Below are 18,294 nucleotides of genomic sequence, written 5' to 3'. Positions count from 1 at the left end.
CGAGTTGGTCGCCGGTACGGCGCAGGCTGGCGACGACCAGTGAACGCCACGCAACCCCTGGGAATATCCTTCCCGGCGCCGCCTTGACCGAGCTGTGCTGCTGTGTGCGGCTATCAATATCGACAAAGAGACCCCCGCCGAGGCGGGGGTCTCTTTGGTCTTGGTACCTCAATCAGTGCGCGTGACCGTGTCCGTGGCCGTGGGCCGGAGCCTCTTCGGGCCGGTCGACGATCGCGGTCTCGGTGGTGAGCACCATCCGCGCCACCGACGCCGCGTTCACCACGGCCGACCGGGTCACCTTGACGGGATCGATGATCCCGTCGGCGAGCAGGTCGCCGTAGGTCAGCGTGGCCGCGTTGAAGCCCTGACCGTGCTCGGACTCGGCCACCCGGGCCACGACGACAGCACCGTCGACACCGGAGTTGCCGGCGATCCAGTACAGCGGCGCGCGCAGTGCGTCGCGCACCACGCGCACGCCGAGCGCCTCATCGTCGGACAGGTCGGCGGCAACCGCGTCGAGAACCTTCGAGGCCTGCACGAGCGCCGAACCGCCGCCGGTGATGATTCCCTCCTCGACCGCAGCCTTCGCCGCCGCCACCGCGTCCTCGACGCGGTGCTTGCGTTCCTTGAGCGCAGTCTCGGTGGCGGCACCGACGCGGATCACCGCGACGCCACCGGCCAGTTTCGCGAGCCGCTCGGCGAGCTTCTCACGGTCCCAGTCGGAATCGCTGGCCTCGATCTCCCGGCGCAGCTGGTCCGAACGCTTGGCGATGTCCTCGGAGGTTCCTGCGCCCTCGACGATCGTCGTCAGGTCCTTGGTGACCACCACCCGACGCACCGAGCCGAGCAGGTCGAGGTCGGCCTCGGCGAGGGTCAGCCCGATGTCGGAGGAGATGACGGTTCCGCCGGTGACCACGGCCAGATCCTCCAGGAACGCCTTGCGGCGGTCACCGAAGAACGGCGCCTTCACGGCGACGGCCTTGATGGTCTTACGAATCGAGTTGACGACCAGCGTCGAGAGCGGTTCGCCCTCGACGTCTTCGGCGACGATGAGCAGCGCCTTGCCGGCGCCGGCGACCTTCTCCAGCAGCGGCAGGAAGTCCGGCAGCGAGCTGATCTTGTCACGGTAGAGCAGCACAAGCGCGTCCTCGAGCACAGCCTCCTGGCTGTCGGCATCGGTGACGAAGTACGGGGACAGGTAGCCCTTGTCGAACTGGACGCCCTCGGTGATGTCGAGGTCGGTGGACAGGCCGGAGCCCTCTTCGACGGTGACCACACCGTCGACCCCGACACGGGTCATGGCCTTGCCGACCATGGTCCCGACTTCCTCGTCACGTGACGACACGGTGGCGACCTGGGCGATCGCCTTCTCGCCGTCGACCGGGGTGGCGACACGCAGCAGTTCTTCGCTGATCGCGTCCGCCGCCTTGCCGATGCCGATCCCGAGCGCGATGGGGTTGGCACCGGCGGTCACGTTGCGCAGGCCGGCGGTGACCATCGCCTGAGCCAGGACGGTCGCGGTGGTGGTGCCGTCACCTGCGACATCGTTGGTCTTGGTGGCCACGGACTTCACCAGCTGGGCGCCGAGATTCTCGAACGGATCCTCGAGGTCGACGTCGCGGGCGATGGTCACACCGTCGTTGGTGACGTTCGGCCCACCGAAGGCCTTCGCCAGCACGACGTGCCGGCCACGCGGCCCGAGGGTGACCTTCACGGTGTCGGCGAGTTGATTGATGCCGCGCTCGAGTGCGCGGCGCGCTACATCGTCGAATTCAATCTGTTTGGGCATGGGTCTCTTTCACAGTGCGGGAGAGCAGTGGAGAAATGGCACCGCCCCGGGGCCCGACGAGGGCACCGGGGCGGACAGACACACGAGAAGTCGTGGGTCTTACTTGCCGATGACGGCCAGCACGTCGCGTGCCGACAGGATCAGGTACTCCTCACCGGCGTACTTGATCTCGGTGCCGCCGTACTTGCTGTAGATGACGGTGTCGCCTTCTTTGACGTCGACCGGGACGCGGTTGCCCTGCTCGGTAACCCGACCTTCGCCGACCGCGATGACGGTGCCTTCCTGCGGCTTCTCCTTGGCGGTGTCCGGGATGACCAGACCGGACGCGGTGGTCGTCTCTGCCTCCACGGCCTGCACCAGGATCTTGTCCTCAAGCGGCTTGATGTTCACGCTCGCCACGATGTGGTTCCTCAACTTTCGTACTGAGTTGTTGAACGATGAATCGAAATTGTGCACGTTCATGGCCCTGACCGAATCCTCGCCGTCGCGGGTGAACGAGGCTTCTCACAGTGCCGACTAGCACTCTATACATGCGAGTGCCAGCACTCAAGGGCGGAGGCTGCAAAAGTCGCACCCGAGTCGTCCTAGAGCTGACTGACCTGTACCGACATCCCCGGATCGGTCGCGACGGTGAGCGGCGACGGCGCCGCTCCCCCGCCGATGACATGCGCACCCAGGGTCGCGATCATCACTCCGTTGTCGGTGCACAGGCGGGGTTTCGGCACCCGCAGGGTGATTCCGGCCGCGGCGCAGCGCTCTTGGGCGAGCGAACGGATCCGGGAGTTCGCGGTCGCACCACCACCGAGCACCAGGGTGTCGACCTCGAGATCGGTGCAGGCGCGGATCGCCTTCATCGTGAGGACGTCGGCGACGGCCTCCTGGAACGACGCCGAGATATCGGGTATGGGCACGTCGACGCTCTCGCGCTCGCATTTCTCGACGTAACGCGCGACCGCGGTCTTGACGCCACTGAAGGAGAAGTCGTAGCGGGCATCGCGTGGGCCGGTCATGCCCCGGGGGAAGGCGATCGCACGCGGATCCCCCTGGGCTGCGGCCCGGTCCAACGCGGGACCACCCGGGAAGCCCAGGTCGAGCAACCTTGCCACCTTGTCGAAGGCCTCTCCGGCCGCGTCGTCGACCGTCGTACCGAGTTCGGTGATCGGCTCGGCGAGATCGGTGACATGCAGCAGGTGGGTGTGGCCGCCGGAGACGAGGAGGGCGACACATTCGGGCATCGGGCCGTGTTCGAGGGTGTCGACCGCGACATGACCACCGAGATGGTTCATCGCGAACAGTGGCACATCCCAGGCGAGTGCGTACGCCTTCGCCGCCGCGACCCCCACGAGAAGGGCGCCGGCGAGACCGGGACCGATGGTCACCGCTATCGCGTCCGGCCGGTCGACACCGGCGGCCTCACGGGCGCGTTGCATGGTCGGCACGATGGCCTCCAGGTGCGCCCGGGACGCGATCTCCGGGACCACACCCCCGAATCGCGCGTGCTCGTCGACGCTGGAGGCCACCTCGTCGGCCAACAACGCGGCGGTTCCCCGCCCGCCGTCGCCGACACCGTCGCGTTCCCACCGGACGATGCCGACACCGGTCTCGTCGCATGAACTCTCGATACCCATCACGATCACGAGTTGCCCCCGGACTGCAGTGCCGACGTCGTGGCCGGCCGGATCATCGTGTAGGCGTCGGCGCCCGACGGCTGGTAATAGTTGCGACGAATCCCGGAGCGCACGAACCCGTGACGTTCGTAGAGCGAGATCGCGGTGTCGTTGTCGGTGCGCACCTCGAGGAACACCGGCGCCCCGCAGTCGTCGGCAACCTCGAGCATCGCCACGAGCAGCGCACGTCCGAAGCCGCGTCCACGGTGTGATGGAGCCACCGCGATCGTGTGGACCTCACATTCGTGGGCACCGACCGGGCCGAGGGTGGAGATGCCCGCATACCCGACGATCTCACCCCCCGGTCGTTCCCGCGCAGCGAAGTACCGGTTGTACGGGGCGTTGAGCTCAGCACGGAATGCACTTGCGGGCCAAGGAGAATCGCCCTCGAACATCTCCTTCTCCAGCTCGGCGCAGCGCGGGATGTCCGGGTAGTCGAGGTCATCGATGAGCAGCTCGGGTGTCGTCATCGGACCACCCCGGCCCGTTCGGCGGGGCGACGGCGCTTGGGTTCCACCGCATCCGGGCGACGCAGATACATCGGCACGAGGGCGCCCGGAGCGGTGCCCGAGCCAAGCTCCACCGCCGCGACGCCCACCAGCCCGGCGACCGTTGGCACGGTCGTACCGCCGACCGGGCGGCCGAAGAGTCCGGTGTGCGCGGGCGATCCGAGGACCAGGTCGATCGGTGTCTCGGCGAGATCGGCGACCACGTGTGCCGGGGCGGTGACGTCCGGCCCGCTGATGCGATGCGCGTCGCGGTAGGTGGCCCAATAGATCTCCCTGCGGCGGGCGTCGGAGACCACGAGCACCGATCCCACATCCCCCCGCACCGCGAGTTCCTCCTCGACGATCGCGTCCAGCGAGCACACCCCGTACACCGGTAGGTCCAGGGCGTCGGCGAACGCGGCCGCGGTGGCCATCCCGACCCGAAGTCCGGTGAACGGGCCGGGCCCGCAGCCGACGACCACGGCATCGAGGTCGCTGCGGCGCACCGACGCCTCCTCGAGTGCGTCCCGGATCAACGTGGTGAGCACCTCGGCGTGGCGTCGTCCGTCCGAGACCGCCTGGTCGGCAAGCACTTCCGGGCGTGCAGTGCCGTCCCGATCCATCCGCGCGACGCCGGTCACCACCGCATCGGTCGACGTGTCGATGGCCAGTACGTACATCAGTGCTCCACCCATTCCCACTCTGCTTGGCGGACTTCGGATTCCGGTGCGCGTCGCAACCGCACCCGCAGATGGCGCTCGGCGAGTCGCTCGGCGACACCTTCGCCCCACTCCACCACGATCACCGAATCGGTCAGGTCGGAATCGAGATCCAGGGCATCGAGTTCCTCGAGACCACCGAGTCGGTAGGCGTCGACGTGAATCATGCCCGGCCGCCCGGGCCGTGCCGCGCGGTGCTCCCGCGCGATGATGAACGTCGGCGACGACACCCGACCGGCCACGTCGAGGCCCGCCGCGATACCGCGTGTCATCGCGGTCTTCCCTGCTCCGAGAGGTCCGTCGAGGATCACCAGATCGCCGGCCTGCAACACCGCGGCGAGCTCGCGACCCAGCGCCTCGGTGTCGGCGACGTCGGGCAGGATCCGGGACCCGGCGATACCCGCGGCCACAGTCTCGGTCACCGTGCCACCAACTTCCGCCACCACCGCCGGTGCGGCTGCGGGGACGCCGCCCGTGCCCGATCGACGAGATCCGCGATCGCCTCGGTGACCACGTCCGGCCGCTCCATCGGGACCATGTGGCCCGCCCCGTCGACCACCACCAGTCTGGAGTCCGCACCCAGTTCCCCATACATCCGTACCGATTTCGGCAGCGGCGTCAACCTGTCCTGGTTGCCGCACACCACCACCGACGGCAAGTGCGCCAGGATCGGCAGGGCCGTCGACTCGTCATGATCCTCGAGGGCATGAAGGAAGTTCACGATGGTCTCGATCGGCGTGTTCTGGATCATCTTCTCCACCGCCCGACCGGCGTTGGGACTGTAGAAGTCCGGGCCGAAACTGGCCGCGACCAGGACGGGCTCGAGCACTTGTCGGGTGACCCCGCGTCCGGCCCGCACCACCGACGGGGCGTGGCGGACCGACAGCCGGAACGCGTCGAGGAGCGGATTGGTCAGCCCGACACCGAGTCCGGCTTCGGTGACACCTCGCGACGCGGTCGCGATCAGTCCGACTCCGGTGACGCGGCCGTCGGGACCGAACAACGCCGGATCGCGTCGCGCGAGACCCATCAGCGACATGCCACCCATCGAATGCCCCACCAGGACAACCGGTCCCGAGGGTGCGGTGGCCCGGATGACCGTGGCGATGTCGTCGGCGAGTCGGGAGATCGTGCACGTCGCGGCGGGCGCGGGATCGCTGCGACCGTGGCCACGATGATCGAAGAAGACCATCCGGATCGATCGGTCGGCCCAATGCTGGGCCAGCGCATAGCGCTGAAAATGCCAGGTCGCCATGCGGAGGCTGAAGCCGTGCACGAAGACGACGGTGAGGTCGACATCCTCGGTGCCCGGGTCCACGCCCGCCGGACCCGTGACGACCGTGCGCACTGCGAGGTCGAGGCCGTCATCGGTCGTCACCGTCACCGCATGATCGTCGTAGATGGTGGTGAAATCCACTCCGGCAAAGGGATCGACCAATCCGGTGGTCCGCCGGCGGGCGGCGTTGCGGGCGACCCCGGTCGCCGCCACGGCGCCGAGTGCACCCACACCGGTGATCCCGGCCAGCCAGCCGAGGCGCTCGGAGTTACTCATGGACATCACCCACGTACTCCCGGGCGGCGCGTTGCCCTATGCCCGAGACGATCTCGTAGTCGATGGTGCCGATTGTGTCGGCCCAGTCCCGGGCGGTCGGGCCCCCGTCGCGGCCGGTGCCGAACAACTCTGCCCGGTCCCCCTCGCGTACTCCCCCGCCGTCGGGCCCGAGGTCGACGACCAGCTGGTCCATGCAGATCCGGCCCACCCCGGGGTAGGAACGACCGTTGATCCACACGGTGAAACGACCCGACAGCAGGCGTGGGACACCGTCGGCATAGCCGGCGGGCAGCACCGCGATCGTCGTATCGGCCGGGGTGACCCACGTGTGACCGTAGGAAACCCCTTGGCCGGCAGGCAGCTTCTTGATCAGGGCGACCTGGGCGGTCAGGGTCATAGCCGGGATCAGACCGAAGTCGCCACGATCGGGTACCGGCGTGCGACCGTACAGCGCGATGCCCGGCCGCACGAGGTCCCGAGCGAGGTCCGGACGCGTCAGCGCAGCAGGCGAATTGGCGATGTGCACGACCTCGGGACCGGCGCCGAGCCGGCGCAGGTCGTCGGCGGCGGCGTCGAGACGAAGCGCCTGCTCAGTGTTGAGCGGGTGATCCGGTTCGTCCCCTCGAGCGAGGTGACACATGATCGCCCGCACCGACACCGCACCGTCGGCGTGCGCCTTGGCCAGCGATTCGGCGAAGTCCGGCCACTCGTCTGCCGCGACACCGCTGCGATTGAGGCCCGTGTCGGCCTTGACCGTCACCGTGGCGGTCGTCGAGAGCCGGGTGGCTGCTGCCACGACCGCGTCGAGTTGACGTGCGGAGGACAACGCGATGTCGACGTCATGGGTGATCGCCGCACCGAAATCGACGTTCGGTGCGTGCAGCCACGCGGTGATGTGGGCGTCGACCCCGGCCTCCCGCAATGCCAGCGCCTCGGTGATGTGCGCCACTCCGAGTTCGGCGGCCCCTGCGGCGAGCGCAGCCCGCGCCACCGGCACGGCCCCATGACCGTAGGCGTCCGCCTTCACCACGGCGAGCACCTCGGCGTGCGCCGCGGAGCGCACGACGTCGACGTTGTGGGCGATCGCATCGAGATCGATGGTCGCGGTCAGAGCAGATGAAGTCATCGGCTCCATTGTCCCAGACCGGCGCGAGTGGTTGTCATCGACGGATCTCGCGAACCGCGGTCCGCACCGCCGACAGGAGATCGGACGCACCGATCGGCGCACCGCGGGCGGCCAGCGTGGCCGCATGTGCGTGCACTCGGGCCGCGGCGGCCCCCGCGACCTGGGGCTCCAGACCGGCCGCCAGAAGCGAGCCGGCGATACCCGACAAGACGTCGCCGGCGCCGGCGGTCGCCGCCCACGACGACCCCGCGTCGTTGCCCAGCACATCCCCACCCGGGTCGGCGACCAGCGTGACCCGACCCTTGAGCAGCACCGACACCTGCCACCGTCGAGCGAGTTCGCGCACGGCACCCAACCGGTCGGCGCCGATCTCCCGGCCCGTCAACCGGACGAACTCGCCCGCGTGCGGTGTCAGCAGGGTCGGCGCACGGCGCTGGGCGACCAGCTCCGGGTGGTCGGCCACCACGGTCAGTCCGTCGGCGTCGACCAGCACCGGCAGGTCGGTGGCCAGGATCGTACGCAGTGTGCGCAGCGCCGTGTCGTCGGTGCCCATCCCGGGGCCGGTCACCCATGCCTGCACACGCCCGGCCTCGTCCAGGGACTGCACCGCCACGACCTCGGGAAAATGCGAGACCACTTCGGCGGCAGCGGTGCCGACGTACCGCGTCATGCCCGACGTCGCGCTCACCGCGGCGCCGGAGGCGAGGATCGCCGCGCCCGGGTACCGCGCGGACCCGGCGACCACCCCGACGACGCCCTGTGTGTATTTGTCGTCTGCGGGGCCGGGTACCGGCCAGACCCGCCCCACCTCGGTGTCGGTCAGCGAACCCAATGACTCCGCCACGTCGATGTCCGCCGGTTCGATGCCGATGTCGATCACCTCGATGCGGCCGCACTGCGGCGCGGCCAGCAGATGAGCGTTCCGCCCAACGCCGAAGGTCACGGTGATCGACGCGCGCACCGCCGGGTCGTGGACCTGACCGGTGTCGGCGTCGACACCGGACGGCAGGTCGACAGCCACCACCAGCGGACCGCCGTCGCCGGGCGACCTCAGCGACCCGAACACCTCCGCTGCCCCCGGGCGCAACGGACCGCGACCGCCGATCCCGACGACACCGTCGATCACGACGTCCAGCGCGGGTGGCAACGCGTCGACGAGACGGCCGCCGGCCCGGCGGAAGGCGGCCAGACCGGCCGGGTGTGCTTTGTCGGGTGCGAGCAGAACCGCCGTGCAGGCCACTCCGCGACGTTGCAGGGCGGCTCCGGCGTACAGGGCGTCGCCGCCGTTGTCGCCGGCGCCGACGACCAGGCCGACCTGGCGTCCGTAACACCCACCGGTCCGGTGGAGCTCGGTGATCACCACCTGCGCGACCCCGTTCGAGGCACGGCGCATGAGTGTGCCGTTGGCCAGCAGGTTCCCGGTCGCGCGTTCGGCCTGCCGGACTGCCTCGGCGGTGAGGTAGCGGATCGGCATGGCGGGCGACCTACTCGACCGTGACCGACTTGGCCAGGTTGCGCGGTTTGTCGACGTCGTAGCCCCGGGCCTGTGCGACCGTCGCGGCGAACACCTGCAACGGAACGGTGGACACCAAGGGCTGCAGCAATGTCGGTGTCTTGGGGATGGGGATGAAGTGATCGGCGACGGACGCGGCGGAGGTGTCATCCTGCTCGGCGATCACGATGGTGCGTGCGCCCCGCGCCTGGATCTCGCGGATGTTGCTGACCATCTTCGAGTGCAGGAGGGCTCGTCCGTCGGCCGACGGCATCACGATGATCACCGGCAGACCCTCCTCGATCAGGGCGATCGGACCGTGCTTGAGTTCACCGGCTGCGAAACCCTCCGCGTGCATGTACGCGAGTTCCTTGAGCTTGAGGGCACCCTCGAGGGCCACCGGATAGCCGACATGACGACCGATGAAGAGCACCGTGTTGTGCTCGGCCAGTGAGCGCGCCAGTTCCTGGACCGGTGCCATGGTGCCCAGCACCTCGGTGACCGCCTCTGACATGGCCTCCATCGCCGCGAACTCCCGTGCCACCTCGTCGGCGTACTTGGTGCCGCGGGCCTGGGCGAGTGCGAGCCCCACGAGGTAGGCCGCGACGATCTGCGCGAGGAAACACTTCGTGGACGCGACACCGATCTCGGGGCCGGCATGGGTGTACAGCACGGCGTCGGACTCACGCGGGATCTGCGCGCCGTTCGTATTGCAGATCGCCAGCACCCGGGCCTTCTGGTCCTTGGCGTGCCGCACCGCCTCGAGCGTGTCGGCGGTTTCACCCGACTGCGAGATCGCGACGACCAGCGTCGAACGGTCCAGAACCGGGTCGCGGTAGCGGAACTCACTGGCGAGTTCCACCTCGACCGGCAGACGGGTCCAGTGCTCGATGGCGTACTTGGCGAGCAGGCCGGCGTGATACGCGGTGCCGCAGGCCACGACGAACACCTTGTCGATGTCGCGCAGGTCGTCATCGGTCAACCGCTGCTCGTCGAGAATGATGCGGCCGCCCTCGAGGTGCCCCAGGAGCGTGTCGGCCAAGGCCGCCGGCTGTTCGGCGATCTCCTTGAGCATGAAGAAGTCGAAGCCGGCCTTCTCCGCGGCAGCGAGGTCCCAGTCGATGTGGAACGGCTTCCCGGCCCGGGGGTCGCCGTCGAAATCCGTGATGCGGTAGTCCTCGGCGGTGATCACCACGACCTCGTCCTGCCCGAGCTCCACAGCGTCACGCGTGTGCTCGATGAAAGCGGTGACGTCGGAACCGAGGAACATCTCCCCATCTCCCACACCGACGACCAGCGGGGTGGACCGCCGCGCCGCGACGATGGTGTCCGGGTGATCGGAATGGGTGAACAGCAGGGTGAAGGCACCCTCGAGGCGACGGAGCGCCGCGTAGGCGCTGGAGACGAAGTCGCCGGCGGTCGGTCCCGACGCGTAGTAGCCCTCGAGCAGGTGTACGGCGGTCTCGGTGTCGGTGTCCGACGCGAACTCGATGCCGAAGTCCTCGAGTTCGCCACGCAAGGCGGCGTAGTTCTCGATGATGCCGTTGTGGACGACGGCGATCTTCCCGTCCGTGCTCAGATGGGGGTGGGCGTTGCGGTCGGTGGGCTGGCCGTGGGTGGCCCACCGGGTGTGGCCCATCCCGGTCGTTCCGGCGAGACTCTCCGGGCCGACCGTCGCGATCTGCTTGTCCAGGTTCTCCAGCCGGCCGGCCTTCTTCTCGACCGCGGTCGCACCCTTGCCGTCGAGGATCGCGACCCCCGCCGAGTCATATCCGCGGTATTCCATCCGTCGCAGCGCCTCGACAACGATGCCCAGCGCGTCGCGCTGACCGACGTATCCGACGATTCCACACATAGTCAGTCAGCGTACCTGTGAAATCAGGGCTTCTTGCGCCGCCGCTTCCGTGGTTTGGCGCCCAGCAGGTGCGATACCGCGTCGACGGCCTGCACCGGCGGGGCGTCGAGGTCGATCACGGTCAGTTTTGCCAGCTCGGTATCGGCGTCCGCGAACCCCCGGTAGTCGGGATCGCCGCCGACCGTGTGCAGCAGGAATCCGGTACATGCCGAACGGACCACCGCGTGCAGGGCACGGTCGGATCCGTTCATACCGACCAGCGCCTTGACCGTTCGGCGCTCCAGGAGGTCACGCGGATTCGTCGCCTTGACAGTGCGCAACACCACATCACCGCCGTAGGCCTGTGCCAACGGCAGGGCGTTGGCGTCCACCGTGTCGAGTTCGCCCGCACCGGCCACGACGAGGCCGGGAGCGCTCACCAGGCCGGCGGACGGCAGCAGCGCCGACGTCGTCGGCGCCGGGAACACGGCGACAACACCGGCCACCGCAACCGCCGACTGGCCGCGTAACGGTTGAGCCGATGCGGCCATCACCGCCGCCGAGGCCCCGAAACCGTGTCCGATCACACCGAGGCGGTCGGGGTCGACGGTCACCGCGCCGTTGCCGAGGGGCACGTGCGCGACGATGTCCAGAGCTGCCCGCAGGTCCGCGGCGAGTCCGACGTCGGAGGCGAAGAATCCGCGGTTGGCGTCCGGGGCGACGGCGACGAACCCCCAGGAGGCCAAGTGGTAGAGCAGATCCCGGTATCTGCGACTGTCGGCCAGCCAGGTGTGCCCGACCGCGAGGGCGGGCAGTCGACGGCCCTGCTCCGGCGCGAACACCTGGCCGCGCATTCCCGCGATCCCGAGGTCTCCGCGCAGGACACGATGGGGTCCGCGACGACCCAACTCCGACATCAAGGTGCCGGGTGGTCGCGATGATTTCGAGGAGCGTGATCTCGGCGCTGACGTGGTCTGCCCTGGTTTTGTTGCCGGCACACCGACAGCCTATTCGTCGTCGGCCGATCCATGGGGACTGGCCTCGGCCACGTCGGCCGGTAGCAGAATCCTCGGTGTCGCCGCGTCGGCGGCGTCGGCGTCGCGCTGCAACCGAGTGCGCAGGTACGCCTTGGGCGTGGCTTTCTCGGCCCGGAGCTCGGCGAGCTCGGATGCCAATTGCTGCTGCGTGGTGGAAAAGGTGTTCGATGCGTCGACGACCTGTGCGGTGGCGCGCCGGGCGATCGCCTCGATCTGATCTGCGAGATTCATGATGGCTGCACCTCCGTTCGCCGTGTGGTCATTCCTCGCCTGCCAGGGCGAGGTCACCGGTGGAGGATGACTCCGTCGGTGGTGTGGAGTCCGGCGGGGCCGACGAGGTGGTGCGCGAGGAGAGCGCGGCATCCTCGGTGGGTGCGTCTCCGGTCGGCGCCGGTGGTTCGTGGTTGTGCTGCGGCGTCGGCGATCGCCCCTGCGTGCCTTGCGGATCCGGGTCCGGTTCGGCCGCGCGGTGATCGGGCGCGACCGGGTCGTCGGGGCCGGCGGTCGGGGTCAGCTGCAGCGGGACGTCGGGCTGACGGTCGTGTGTACCGGCCGAACTCCCGGTCGACGGCTGCTGCGTCTCGGCGTCGGACTCGCGAGCCGGCACCGACGTGCTCTCGTGGTCGGCCGCGGGTGGCACCTCCGGGCGGTCGCCGGTGATCGGTGTCCTGATGACCGGCGGCGCGGATGGCGCGGTCGGATAGGGCTCCACGTCCATCGCCGCCGTCGCGCGGTCGAGGTGCTCGAGGATCGCGTCGATACCGGCGACGGTCGCCTCGGCCGAGGTGAAGTAGAGCGTTGCGCGAGAGGCGATGTCGGCGACCACGACCTGCAACGGCAGCTTCCCGCTGAGGACTGCCGCGGGGACCTCAGCCACCGGAACCCCGGCCACCAGCGGCGCCGAGAGCCGCGCGACGGTGAGATACCAGGTGCGCAGCAGCTGATCGATGCCCGACGAGGCCGCGCGGGTCGCCTCGGCCAACGTCCGCAGGACATGGAGGTCGGACTCTGTGCGGCGCTGGTGATCGATGACGGCGGTGACCGCCAGCGAACCGGACGTGCCGGTCCATCCGCGGCCGAGCCGCACCTGTTGTTCGGGCAAACGGTGTAGATGGTCGGCCACGGCACGGTGGGCGATCGCCAGCCTGCGGCTGTCGGCGGCCATCCGGTCCGGATCCAGGGCGCCGACCTTCAGAAACGGCGGGTGAACCTCGTCGGGATGCCGAGTCACGGCACCCAGCGTCGCACCGAGCGCCAGGACATCGGCGAGATCTTCGATGCCCGCGACAGCCTGGTCGCGCAGCGTGGCGAGCGAATCGGGCGAGCGGGTCATACCGTCTCCTCGTCGGCATCGACGAGCACCGACATCCCCTGAGCCAAGGCATCCGACAATCGGTCCGCCGCCCTGGCCTGCTCACCGAGTCGGTCCGCGATCACCACACCCATCTCGCGGTAGCGCTCGCCGAGTTCGCGATAGTGACCCCCGACCGCCCATGTGCCGAGCTCGTGGGCACGGATCTCTTCCGCCGCCGCACCGACGATCTCCGCGGCGTCACGGTAGAACGCGACCACCCGGCGCACCTCGTCGGCATCGACCGACATCGACGCGTCGACCACCATCCGACCCCCTCGCATCCCGTTGGCGTTGAAGTTTAGACGCGCACGCGCTCGGAGTGGTTCCGGCCAGGTTTCGGATCCCTCTCGCCGGCGTCAGGTCGGCAGATCTATGCCACCGGCGGTGACCGCATCGACCAGGGCCGTCGGCCGCTGCGCCGGCGCAACATCGTGCACGAGGGCGAAGGCACAGCCGAGCCGGCGTGACCCGCCATCGGCCTCCTCGCTGTCACCGATCATCAACGCCTCACCGGGTGTCACCCCGATCGGATCGAGCGCGGCGTGAAAGATCCGTGGATCCGGCTTGATGGCGCCGACCTCGAACGACAAGGAATAGGCATCGACCAGATCGGCGATCCCGTGTAGTTCGAGGACCTCACGCAGGTCGAACGCGATGTTGCTGACGACACCGACCGGGACGCCGGTCGCCCGCAGGCCGCGCAACACCCGCTCCGTGTCCGGGAAGATCCGCCACGAGTGCGGATCGAGGACACGCGCGTACAGCTGTTCGGCATGGCCGGGCACGCTCAGGCCGGACGCGCGCAACATCGCCAGATATGCGCGCCGATGCTGACTCGGGTCGAGATCCCTCTCCTGCCAAGCGAGTCGGTCCTCGTCGGAGAGCACCGACGGTATCCCCACCGGCTGCGTCATCCGACGGATCAAGTCGGCCTGATGGTCGAGATGCAGGTCGTTGCCGCGCTCGTCGTGGAGACCGGCGAACCACTCGTCGCGGGCCTCGAACCGGAAGAGGGTGCCCGAGAAGTCGAAGAGGACGGCCTTCGTGGTTGTCATGCGCCGGCGGTTTCGACGACCCCGGCGATCCGTTCGGCCACCGACCGCGCGGTGTCGGCGGTGGCGGCCTCGACCATGACGCGGACCAACTGTTCGGTTCCGGATGGCCGCAACAAGACCCGGCCTTGCTCACCGAGTTCGGCCTCCGCATCGAGCACCGACTGCTTCACGGTCGAGGACTGTGCGACCGCGTGTTTGTCGGCAACCCGCACATTGATCAGTTCCTGGGGCAGCACCGTCAAGATGCTCGACAGATCGGCGAGGCGCCGACCGGTCGCCGCCATCTGTTCCATCAGCAGCAGACCGGTGAGGACTCCGTCACCGGTCGTGCCCGAACCGGGGACGACGATGTGCCCCGACTGCTCACCACCGAGCGAATAGCCCCCCCGCCGCAACTCCTCGAGCACATAGCGGTCGCCGACGGCAGTGGTGCGCAACGTGATTCCGGCCTCACGCATGGCGATGTGCAGCCCGAGATTGCTCATCACCGTCGTCACCAGCACGTTGTCGCGCAGCTGGCCACGGTCGTTGAACGCGGTCGCCAGGATCGCCATGATGGCGTCGCCGTCGACGATCTCGCCGGTCGAGTCGACGGCGAGGCAGCGGTCGGCGTCGCCGTCGTGGGCCACACCGAGGTCGGCGCCGTGTTCGAGCACCGCGGCCTGCAGTTTGTCCATGTGGGTTGAGCCGCAGTCGGCGTTGATGTTGAGCCCGTCGGGCTCGGCGTGGATCGCGATCACGTTCGCGCCGGCATCGGCGTAGGCCTGCGGCGCGAGATCTGATGCGGCGCCATGCGCACAGTCGACCACAACGGTCAGCCCGTCGAGACGATGTCCGATCGCTTCGGCCAGGTGGCGGCGGTAGCGATCGCCGGCGTCGGGCGCGTCGAGGATGCGGCCGACCGCCGCGCCGATGGGTCGGGCGAAGCCGTCATCGGCCATTTCGGCCTCGATGCGGTCCTCGACCGCGTCCTCGAGCTTGTGCCCGCCGCCGGAGAAGAATTTGATGCCGTTGTCGGGCATGGGATTGTGCGACGCCGAGATCATCACGCCGAAGTCAGCGCCGTAGTCGGCGGTCAGGAACGCCACGGCGGGGGTGGGTACCACTCCGACGCGGATGGCGTCGACGCCGGTGGCGGCCAGCCCTGCGCAGACGGCGGCCTCGAGCATCTCACCGGATGCGCGCGGATCGCGACCGACGACCGCACGCGGACGCAGGTCATGGCGGGCCGGATTCGGCCCGCCCGCGATTTCTTTCTCGAAAACGACCGCGGCGGCCGAGGCCAGGCGCAACGCGAGCTCGGGTGTGAGCTCGTCGTTGGCCAGGCCTCGGACGCCGTCGGTGCCGAAAAGGCGTGCCAAGGTCAGCGCTTGGAGTACTGCGACGCCTTACGCGCCTTCTTCAGGCCGTACTTCTTGCGCTCCACCGCACGCGGGTCACGGGTGAGGAAGCCGGCCTTCTTGAGGGCGGGACGATCCTCCGGGGTGACCTCGATCAGCGCACGGGCGATGCCCAGGCGCAGCGCGCCGGCCTGCCCCGAGGGGCCGCCGCCGACGAGCTTGGCGAAGATGTCGAACGACTCGGTGCGCTCGACGGTGACCAGCGGAGCCTTGATCAGCTGCTGGTGCACCTTGTTGGGGAAGTAGTCCTCGAGGGTGCGGCCGTTGAGCTGGAACTGACCCGAGCCCGGGACGAGGCGCACGCGGACGACGGCCTCCTTGCGGCGACCGACGGTCTGGATCGGACGGTCGAGGACGACCGGGGCGACGTCGGCGGCGGGAGCTGCGGCCTCGACCTCGGTGTCATAGTCGTCGGCAGCCTGCTCGACGGACTCCACGGCCGCGGACTCGTCAGCGGCCACGACCTCGGCGGCGTTGTCTTCGACGGCCTCGACGGCCGCGTCGCTGATGTTCTCGTTGCTCACTGGGCCACCTGCTTGATCTCGAAGGACACGGGGCGCTGGGCCTCGTGGGGATGGGTCGGTCCGGCGTAGACCTTCAGCTTGGATGCCATCGCACGGCCAAGCTTGGTGTGGGGCAGCATGCCCGTGATCGCCTTCTCGACCACCCGCTCGGGATGGGAATCCAGGAGCTCGGCGGTGGTCTGGACCTTGAGCCCACCCGGATGCCCCGAGTGGCGGTAGTTCAGCTTGCGTTCTGCCTTGTTGCTGGTCAGAGCAACCTTCTCGGCGTTGATGATGATGACGAAGTCACCACCATCGACATGGGGCGCATAGGTCGGCTTGTGCTTGCCGCGGAGCAGATTCGCGCTCTGCACGGCCAGCCGGCCGAGCACCACGTCGGTGGCGTCGATGACATGCCACGAACGTGTGATGTCACCGGCCTTCGGGGTGTAGGTAGGCACAGTTGTCCTCAACTCTGTCGATGTGGATGCTGGTCAGGTGCCATGGCAGAGGATGTCCCGGCGACCAGTGGGGACCCGGGCCTCGACTATCCCGTTCCGGTCGCCCGGTCGGGGATGCCACGCACCAGCGATCCAGATTACGCGAGGGGCCAGGTCAGGGTCAAAACGCGTCGCAACGCTCAGCCCAGCGCCGCATCGAGGTCGCGGCACGACGCAGGCTGCAACCCGGGCGGTGTGACGCCCCATCGGGGAATCGCCGAATCGCAGGCCATCCGCATCTGCTGACGGCCGTCGTAGGGGGTGAGGAATCCGTCCGCGATCGATGTCCGGGTGGCCGCCAGCATCTTGGCGACGTAGTCCTGATGCGTCGGATAGAGGCGTACGAGTTCGGCAGGCTGCAGGGGAACCGTGGTGCCGAAGAGCACGCAGAGCGCACCGTCGTACCGGGCGACCGGAACCGCGATCTGCGGCAGGCGCATCCCGCCGATCGCGTTCCCGTGCCCGTCCTTCGCGACCGCGAACGGCCCGGCGACGGCCGGCACGATGACAGGTCCGCCCCCGACCAGGATCGGGGTCCTGATCGTGACCGGCGAATCGGCAGCGGCCTGTCCGAATGGATTCAACCGGAACGGCGGGGTCACCATGGGCGCAACGCCCGTCGCGATCCACTTCTGCATCGCCGACACGGCGGCGTCGACGACGTAACGGCGCTGGAACTGACTGCTGACCACACAACTCGCCGATGCGCTCGGTCCGGATTGTCCGTACTCCGACAGCAGCTGTTCGGTCGCGAGAGTCTGCGCTGCGGTCTGCAGCGGCCGGCCCGTCGTGTTTCTCGTGATGCCGTCGACGGTGGTGAGCCACGAGAACTTGTCGAGGTGGGGCGCGCCCGCCACGGACCAGGTCCGATGGTTGGGTCCCTGCGGTGATATCGGCCGAGCGGCCTCCTCACCCCAGATGTGCAGGGTCGGCACCCGGTAGTGATCCGGCAGGGGCTGTGCGATGTCGGCATCGACGATGATGCCGTCGAACACGCGGGCCGCGTCGTCGGCCCCGAAGCTGATGTAGTTGTCCAGCGCCATGGCCGACTGCGAGATCCCGATCGCGATCAGATGCCTCGGATGCAATCCGCCGAGTGGCCCGCCGACCGAGGCGTTTCGTAACGACTTGCCGGCCTGGCTGTAGATGTCGAACGAATAGGCGACACCGGGCAGGTACATCGCGCTGTACCGGACCGGGTCATAGCCCTTCATAGAGATCGGCGTGCACGGTGCGACCGTCACGTCGCCGAGGTGAATCATCGGCTGACCGGTGAGGAACCAACCGCATGCGGAGGCCTGCTGCGAGCTGACCACCACGTATGCGTCGCCGTGACGCATGGTCTGTGCCCGCAGCCACGAGAATTCCAGTGGCAGGTCCATCTGAAAGCTCGCGTTGCTCCATTCCACCTCGACATTCCCGCTGAATTTCGCAGGGTCGCGGGGGCGGTAAACCAGCATGCGGGCGGTGTACGGGCTGGGTGGCAGGTCGCGCCTACCGAATGCGCGAGCCGTGCCGGAGATGAGGTATTCGGTCTGGGTGTATCCGAATTGGGTGGCGTCGAACGGCAGCCCCGTCCAGGGCCGGTCCGTCACGCCACGGGTGACCGTGGTGAGCTTCGATGCCGGGACGTCGGCGAATGCGGCGGCGTGGCCGACCATCAGTGCGAACGCGAGCATCAGGCAGACAATCACGCCTCTGCCTGTCATGCGGGTGATCGTCCCGCCGGACATGGTGTGATTCTCCCCCTGAGAGCTGCACGAAACCAGGGTTTGACG

19 protein-coding genes are annotated in these 18,294 nt (G+C 68.6%); all 19 read right to left on the bottom strand.

Annotated features, from left to right (window positions below; genetic code table 11):
* Nucleotides 1–172 precede the first annotated feature (172 nt).
* The 19 genes from groL to ACVT6V_RS13705 all read right to left on the bottom strand — a co-directional run bounded on the left by groL (nt 173) and on the right by ACVT6V_RS13705 (nt 18,225).
* Nucleotides 173–1,789 carry a chaperonin GroEL gene (gene groL, locus ACVT6V_RS13795; protein WP_489900325.1) on the bottom strand — a complete coding sequence of 539 codons (1,617 nt, stop codon included), beginning with the start codon at nt 1,787–1,789 and terminating at the stop codon, nt 173–175.
* Between the two features lie 99 nt (nt 1,790–1,888).
* The gene (gene groES, locus ACVT6V_RS13790) at nt 1,889–2,188 is read right to left on the bottom strand and encodes a co-chaperone GroES (protein WP_006334733.1); all 300 of its coding nucleotides are present in this window, start codon (nt 2,186–2,188) and stop codon (nt 1,889–1,891) included.
* A gap of 185 nt (nt 2,189–2,373) precedes the next feature.
* The gene (gene tsaD, locus ACVT6V_RS13785) at nt 2,374–3,426 is read right to left on the bottom strand and encodes a tRNA (adenosine(37)-N6)-threonylcarbamoyltransferase complex transferase subunit TsaD (RefSeq protein WP_489900324.1); all 1,053 of its coding nucleotides are present in this window, start codon (nt 3,424–3,426) and stop codon (nt 2,374–2,376) included.
* On the bottom strand, nt 3,423–3,926 hold the full coding sequence (gene rimI / locus ACVT6V_RS13780; protein ID WP_489900323.1) for a ribosomal protein S18-alanine N-acetyltransferase: 504 nt from the start codon (nt 3,924–3,926) through the stop codon (nt 3,423–3,425). Before rimI ends, tsaD begins: the two co-directional genes overlap by 4 nt.
* Nucleotides 3,923–4,639, bottom strand: a complete 717-nt coding sequence (gene tsaB / locus ACVT6V_RS13775; protein ID WP_489900322.1) for a tRNA (adenosine(37)-N6)-threonylcarbamoyltransferase complex dimerization subunit type 1 TsaB — start codon at nt 4,637–4,639, stop codon at nt 3,923–3,925. The genes rimI and tsaB overlap by 4 nt, the downstream gene beginning before the upstream one ends.
* Nucleotides 4,624–5,085 carry a tRNA (adenosine(37)-N6)-threonylcarbamoyltransferase complex ATPase subunit type 1 TsaE gene (gene tsaE, locus ACVT6V_RS13770; RefSeq protein ID WP_489900321.1) on the bottom strand — a complete coding sequence of 154 codons (462 nt, stop codon included), beginning with the start codon at nt 5,083–5,085 and terminating at the stop codon, nt 4,624–4,626. The genes tsaB and tsaE overlap by 16 nt, the downstream gene beginning before the upstream one ends.
* On the bottom strand, nt 5,082–6,215 hold the full coding sequence (locus ACVT6V_RS13765; RefSeq protein ID WP_489900319.1) for an alpha/beta fold hydrolase: 1,134 nt from the start codon (nt 6,213–6,215) through the stop codon (nt 5,082–5,084). The genes tsaE and ACVT6V_RS13765 overlap by 4 nt, the downstream gene beginning before the upstream one ends.
* Nucleotides 6,208–7,341, bottom strand: coding sequence for an alanine racemase (alr, locus tag ACVT6V_RS13760; protein ID WP_489900318.1), 1,134 nt, complete (start codon nt 7,339–7,341; stop codon nt 6,208–6,210). Before alr ends, ACVT6V_RS13765 begins: the two co-directional genes overlap by 8 nt.
* A 34-nt stretch (nt 7,342–7,375) precedes the next feature.
* The gene (locus tag ACVT6V_RS13755) at nt 7,376–8,815 is read right to left on the bottom strand and encodes an NAD(P)H-hydrate dehydratase (protein ID WP_489900317.1); all 1,440 of its coding nucleotides are present in this window, start codon (nt 8,813–8,815) and stop codon (nt 7,376–7,378) included.
* Nucleotides 8,816–8,825: 10 nt separating this feature from the next.
* Entirely contained in the window at nt 8,826–10,688 is a 1,863-nt protein-coding gene (gene glmS, locus ACVT6V_RS13750) for a glutamine--fructose-6-phosphate transaminase (isomerizing) (RefSeq protein WP_489900316.1), read from the bottom strand.
* 23 nt (nt 10,689–10,711) lie between these two features.
* A complete protein-coding gene (locus tag ACVT6V_RS13745; protein ID WP_489900315.1) occupies nt 10,712–11,584 on the bottom strand; it encodes a dienelactone hydrolase family protein in 873 nt (290 codons plus the stop codon).
* Nucleotides 11,585–11,674: 90 nt separating this feature from the next.
* Entirely contained in the window at nt 11,675–11,935 is a 261-nt protein-coding gene (locus ACVT6V_RS13740; protein ID WP_489900314.1) for a hypothetical protein, read from the bottom strand.
* 28 nt (nt 11,936–11,963) lie between these two features.
* On the bottom strand, nt 11,964–13,037 hold the full coding sequence (locus ACVT6V_RS13735) for a hypothetical protein (protein WP_489900313.1): 1,074 nt from the start codon (nt 13,035–13,037) through the stop codon (nt 11,964–11,966).
* A complete protein-coding gene (locus ACVT6V_RS13730) occupies nt 13,034–13,324 on the bottom strand; it encodes a hypothetical protein (RefSeq protein WP_489900312.1) in 291 nt (96 codons plus the stop codon). The genes ACVT6V_RS13735 and ACVT6V_RS13730 overlap by 4 nt, the downstream gene beginning before the upstream one ends.
* A gap of 90 nt (nt 13,325–13,414) precedes the next feature.
* Nucleotides 13,415–14,113: an HAD family hydrolase gene (locus ACVT6V_RS13725; protein WP_489900311.1), complete on the bottom strand. Its 699-nt coding sequence runs from the start codon at nt 14,111–14,113 to the stop codon at nt 13,415–13,417.
* Nucleotides 14,110–15,474 carry a phosphoglucosamine mutase gene (gene glmM / locus ACVT6V_RS13720; RefSeq protein WP_489900310.1) on the bottom strand — a complete coding sequence of 455 codons (1,365 nt, stop codon included), beginning with the start codon at nt 15,472–15,474 and terminating at the stop codon, nt 14,110–14,112. The genes ACVT6V_RS13725 and glmM overlap by 4 nt, the downstream gene beginning before the upstream one ends.
* Before the next feature lie 2 nt (nt 15,475–15,476).
* Nucleotides 15,477–16,037: a 30S ribosomal protein S9 gene (gene rpsI, locus ACVT6V_RS13715; RefSeq protein WP_489900309.1), complete on the bottom strand. Its 561-nt coding sequence runs from the start codon at nt 16,035–16,037 to the stop codon at nt 15,477–15,479.
* A complete protein-coding gene (gene rplM / locus ACVT6V_RS13710) occupies nt 16,034–16,477 on the bottom strand; it encodes a 50S ribosomal protein L13 (protein ID WP_489900308.1) in 444 nt (147 codons plus the stop codon). Before rplM ends, rpsI begins: the two co-directional genes overlap by 4 nt.
* 179 nt (nt 16,478–16,656) lie before the next feature.
* Nucleotides 16,657–18,225: an alpha/beta hydrolase domain-containing protein gene (locus ACVT6V_RS13705; RefSeq protein WP_489900306.1), complete on the bottom strand. Its 1,569-nt coding sequence runs from the start codon at nt 18,223–18,225 to the stop codon at nt 16,657–16,659.
* Nucleotides 18,226–18,294 lie beyond the last annotated feature (69 nt).

The sequence above is a fragment of the Gordonia sp. LMA167 genome (assembly GCF_058130025.1).
Note: the sequence above shows the minus strand (reverse complement) of the source record. Positions and strands in the feature narration are given on the sequence as shown.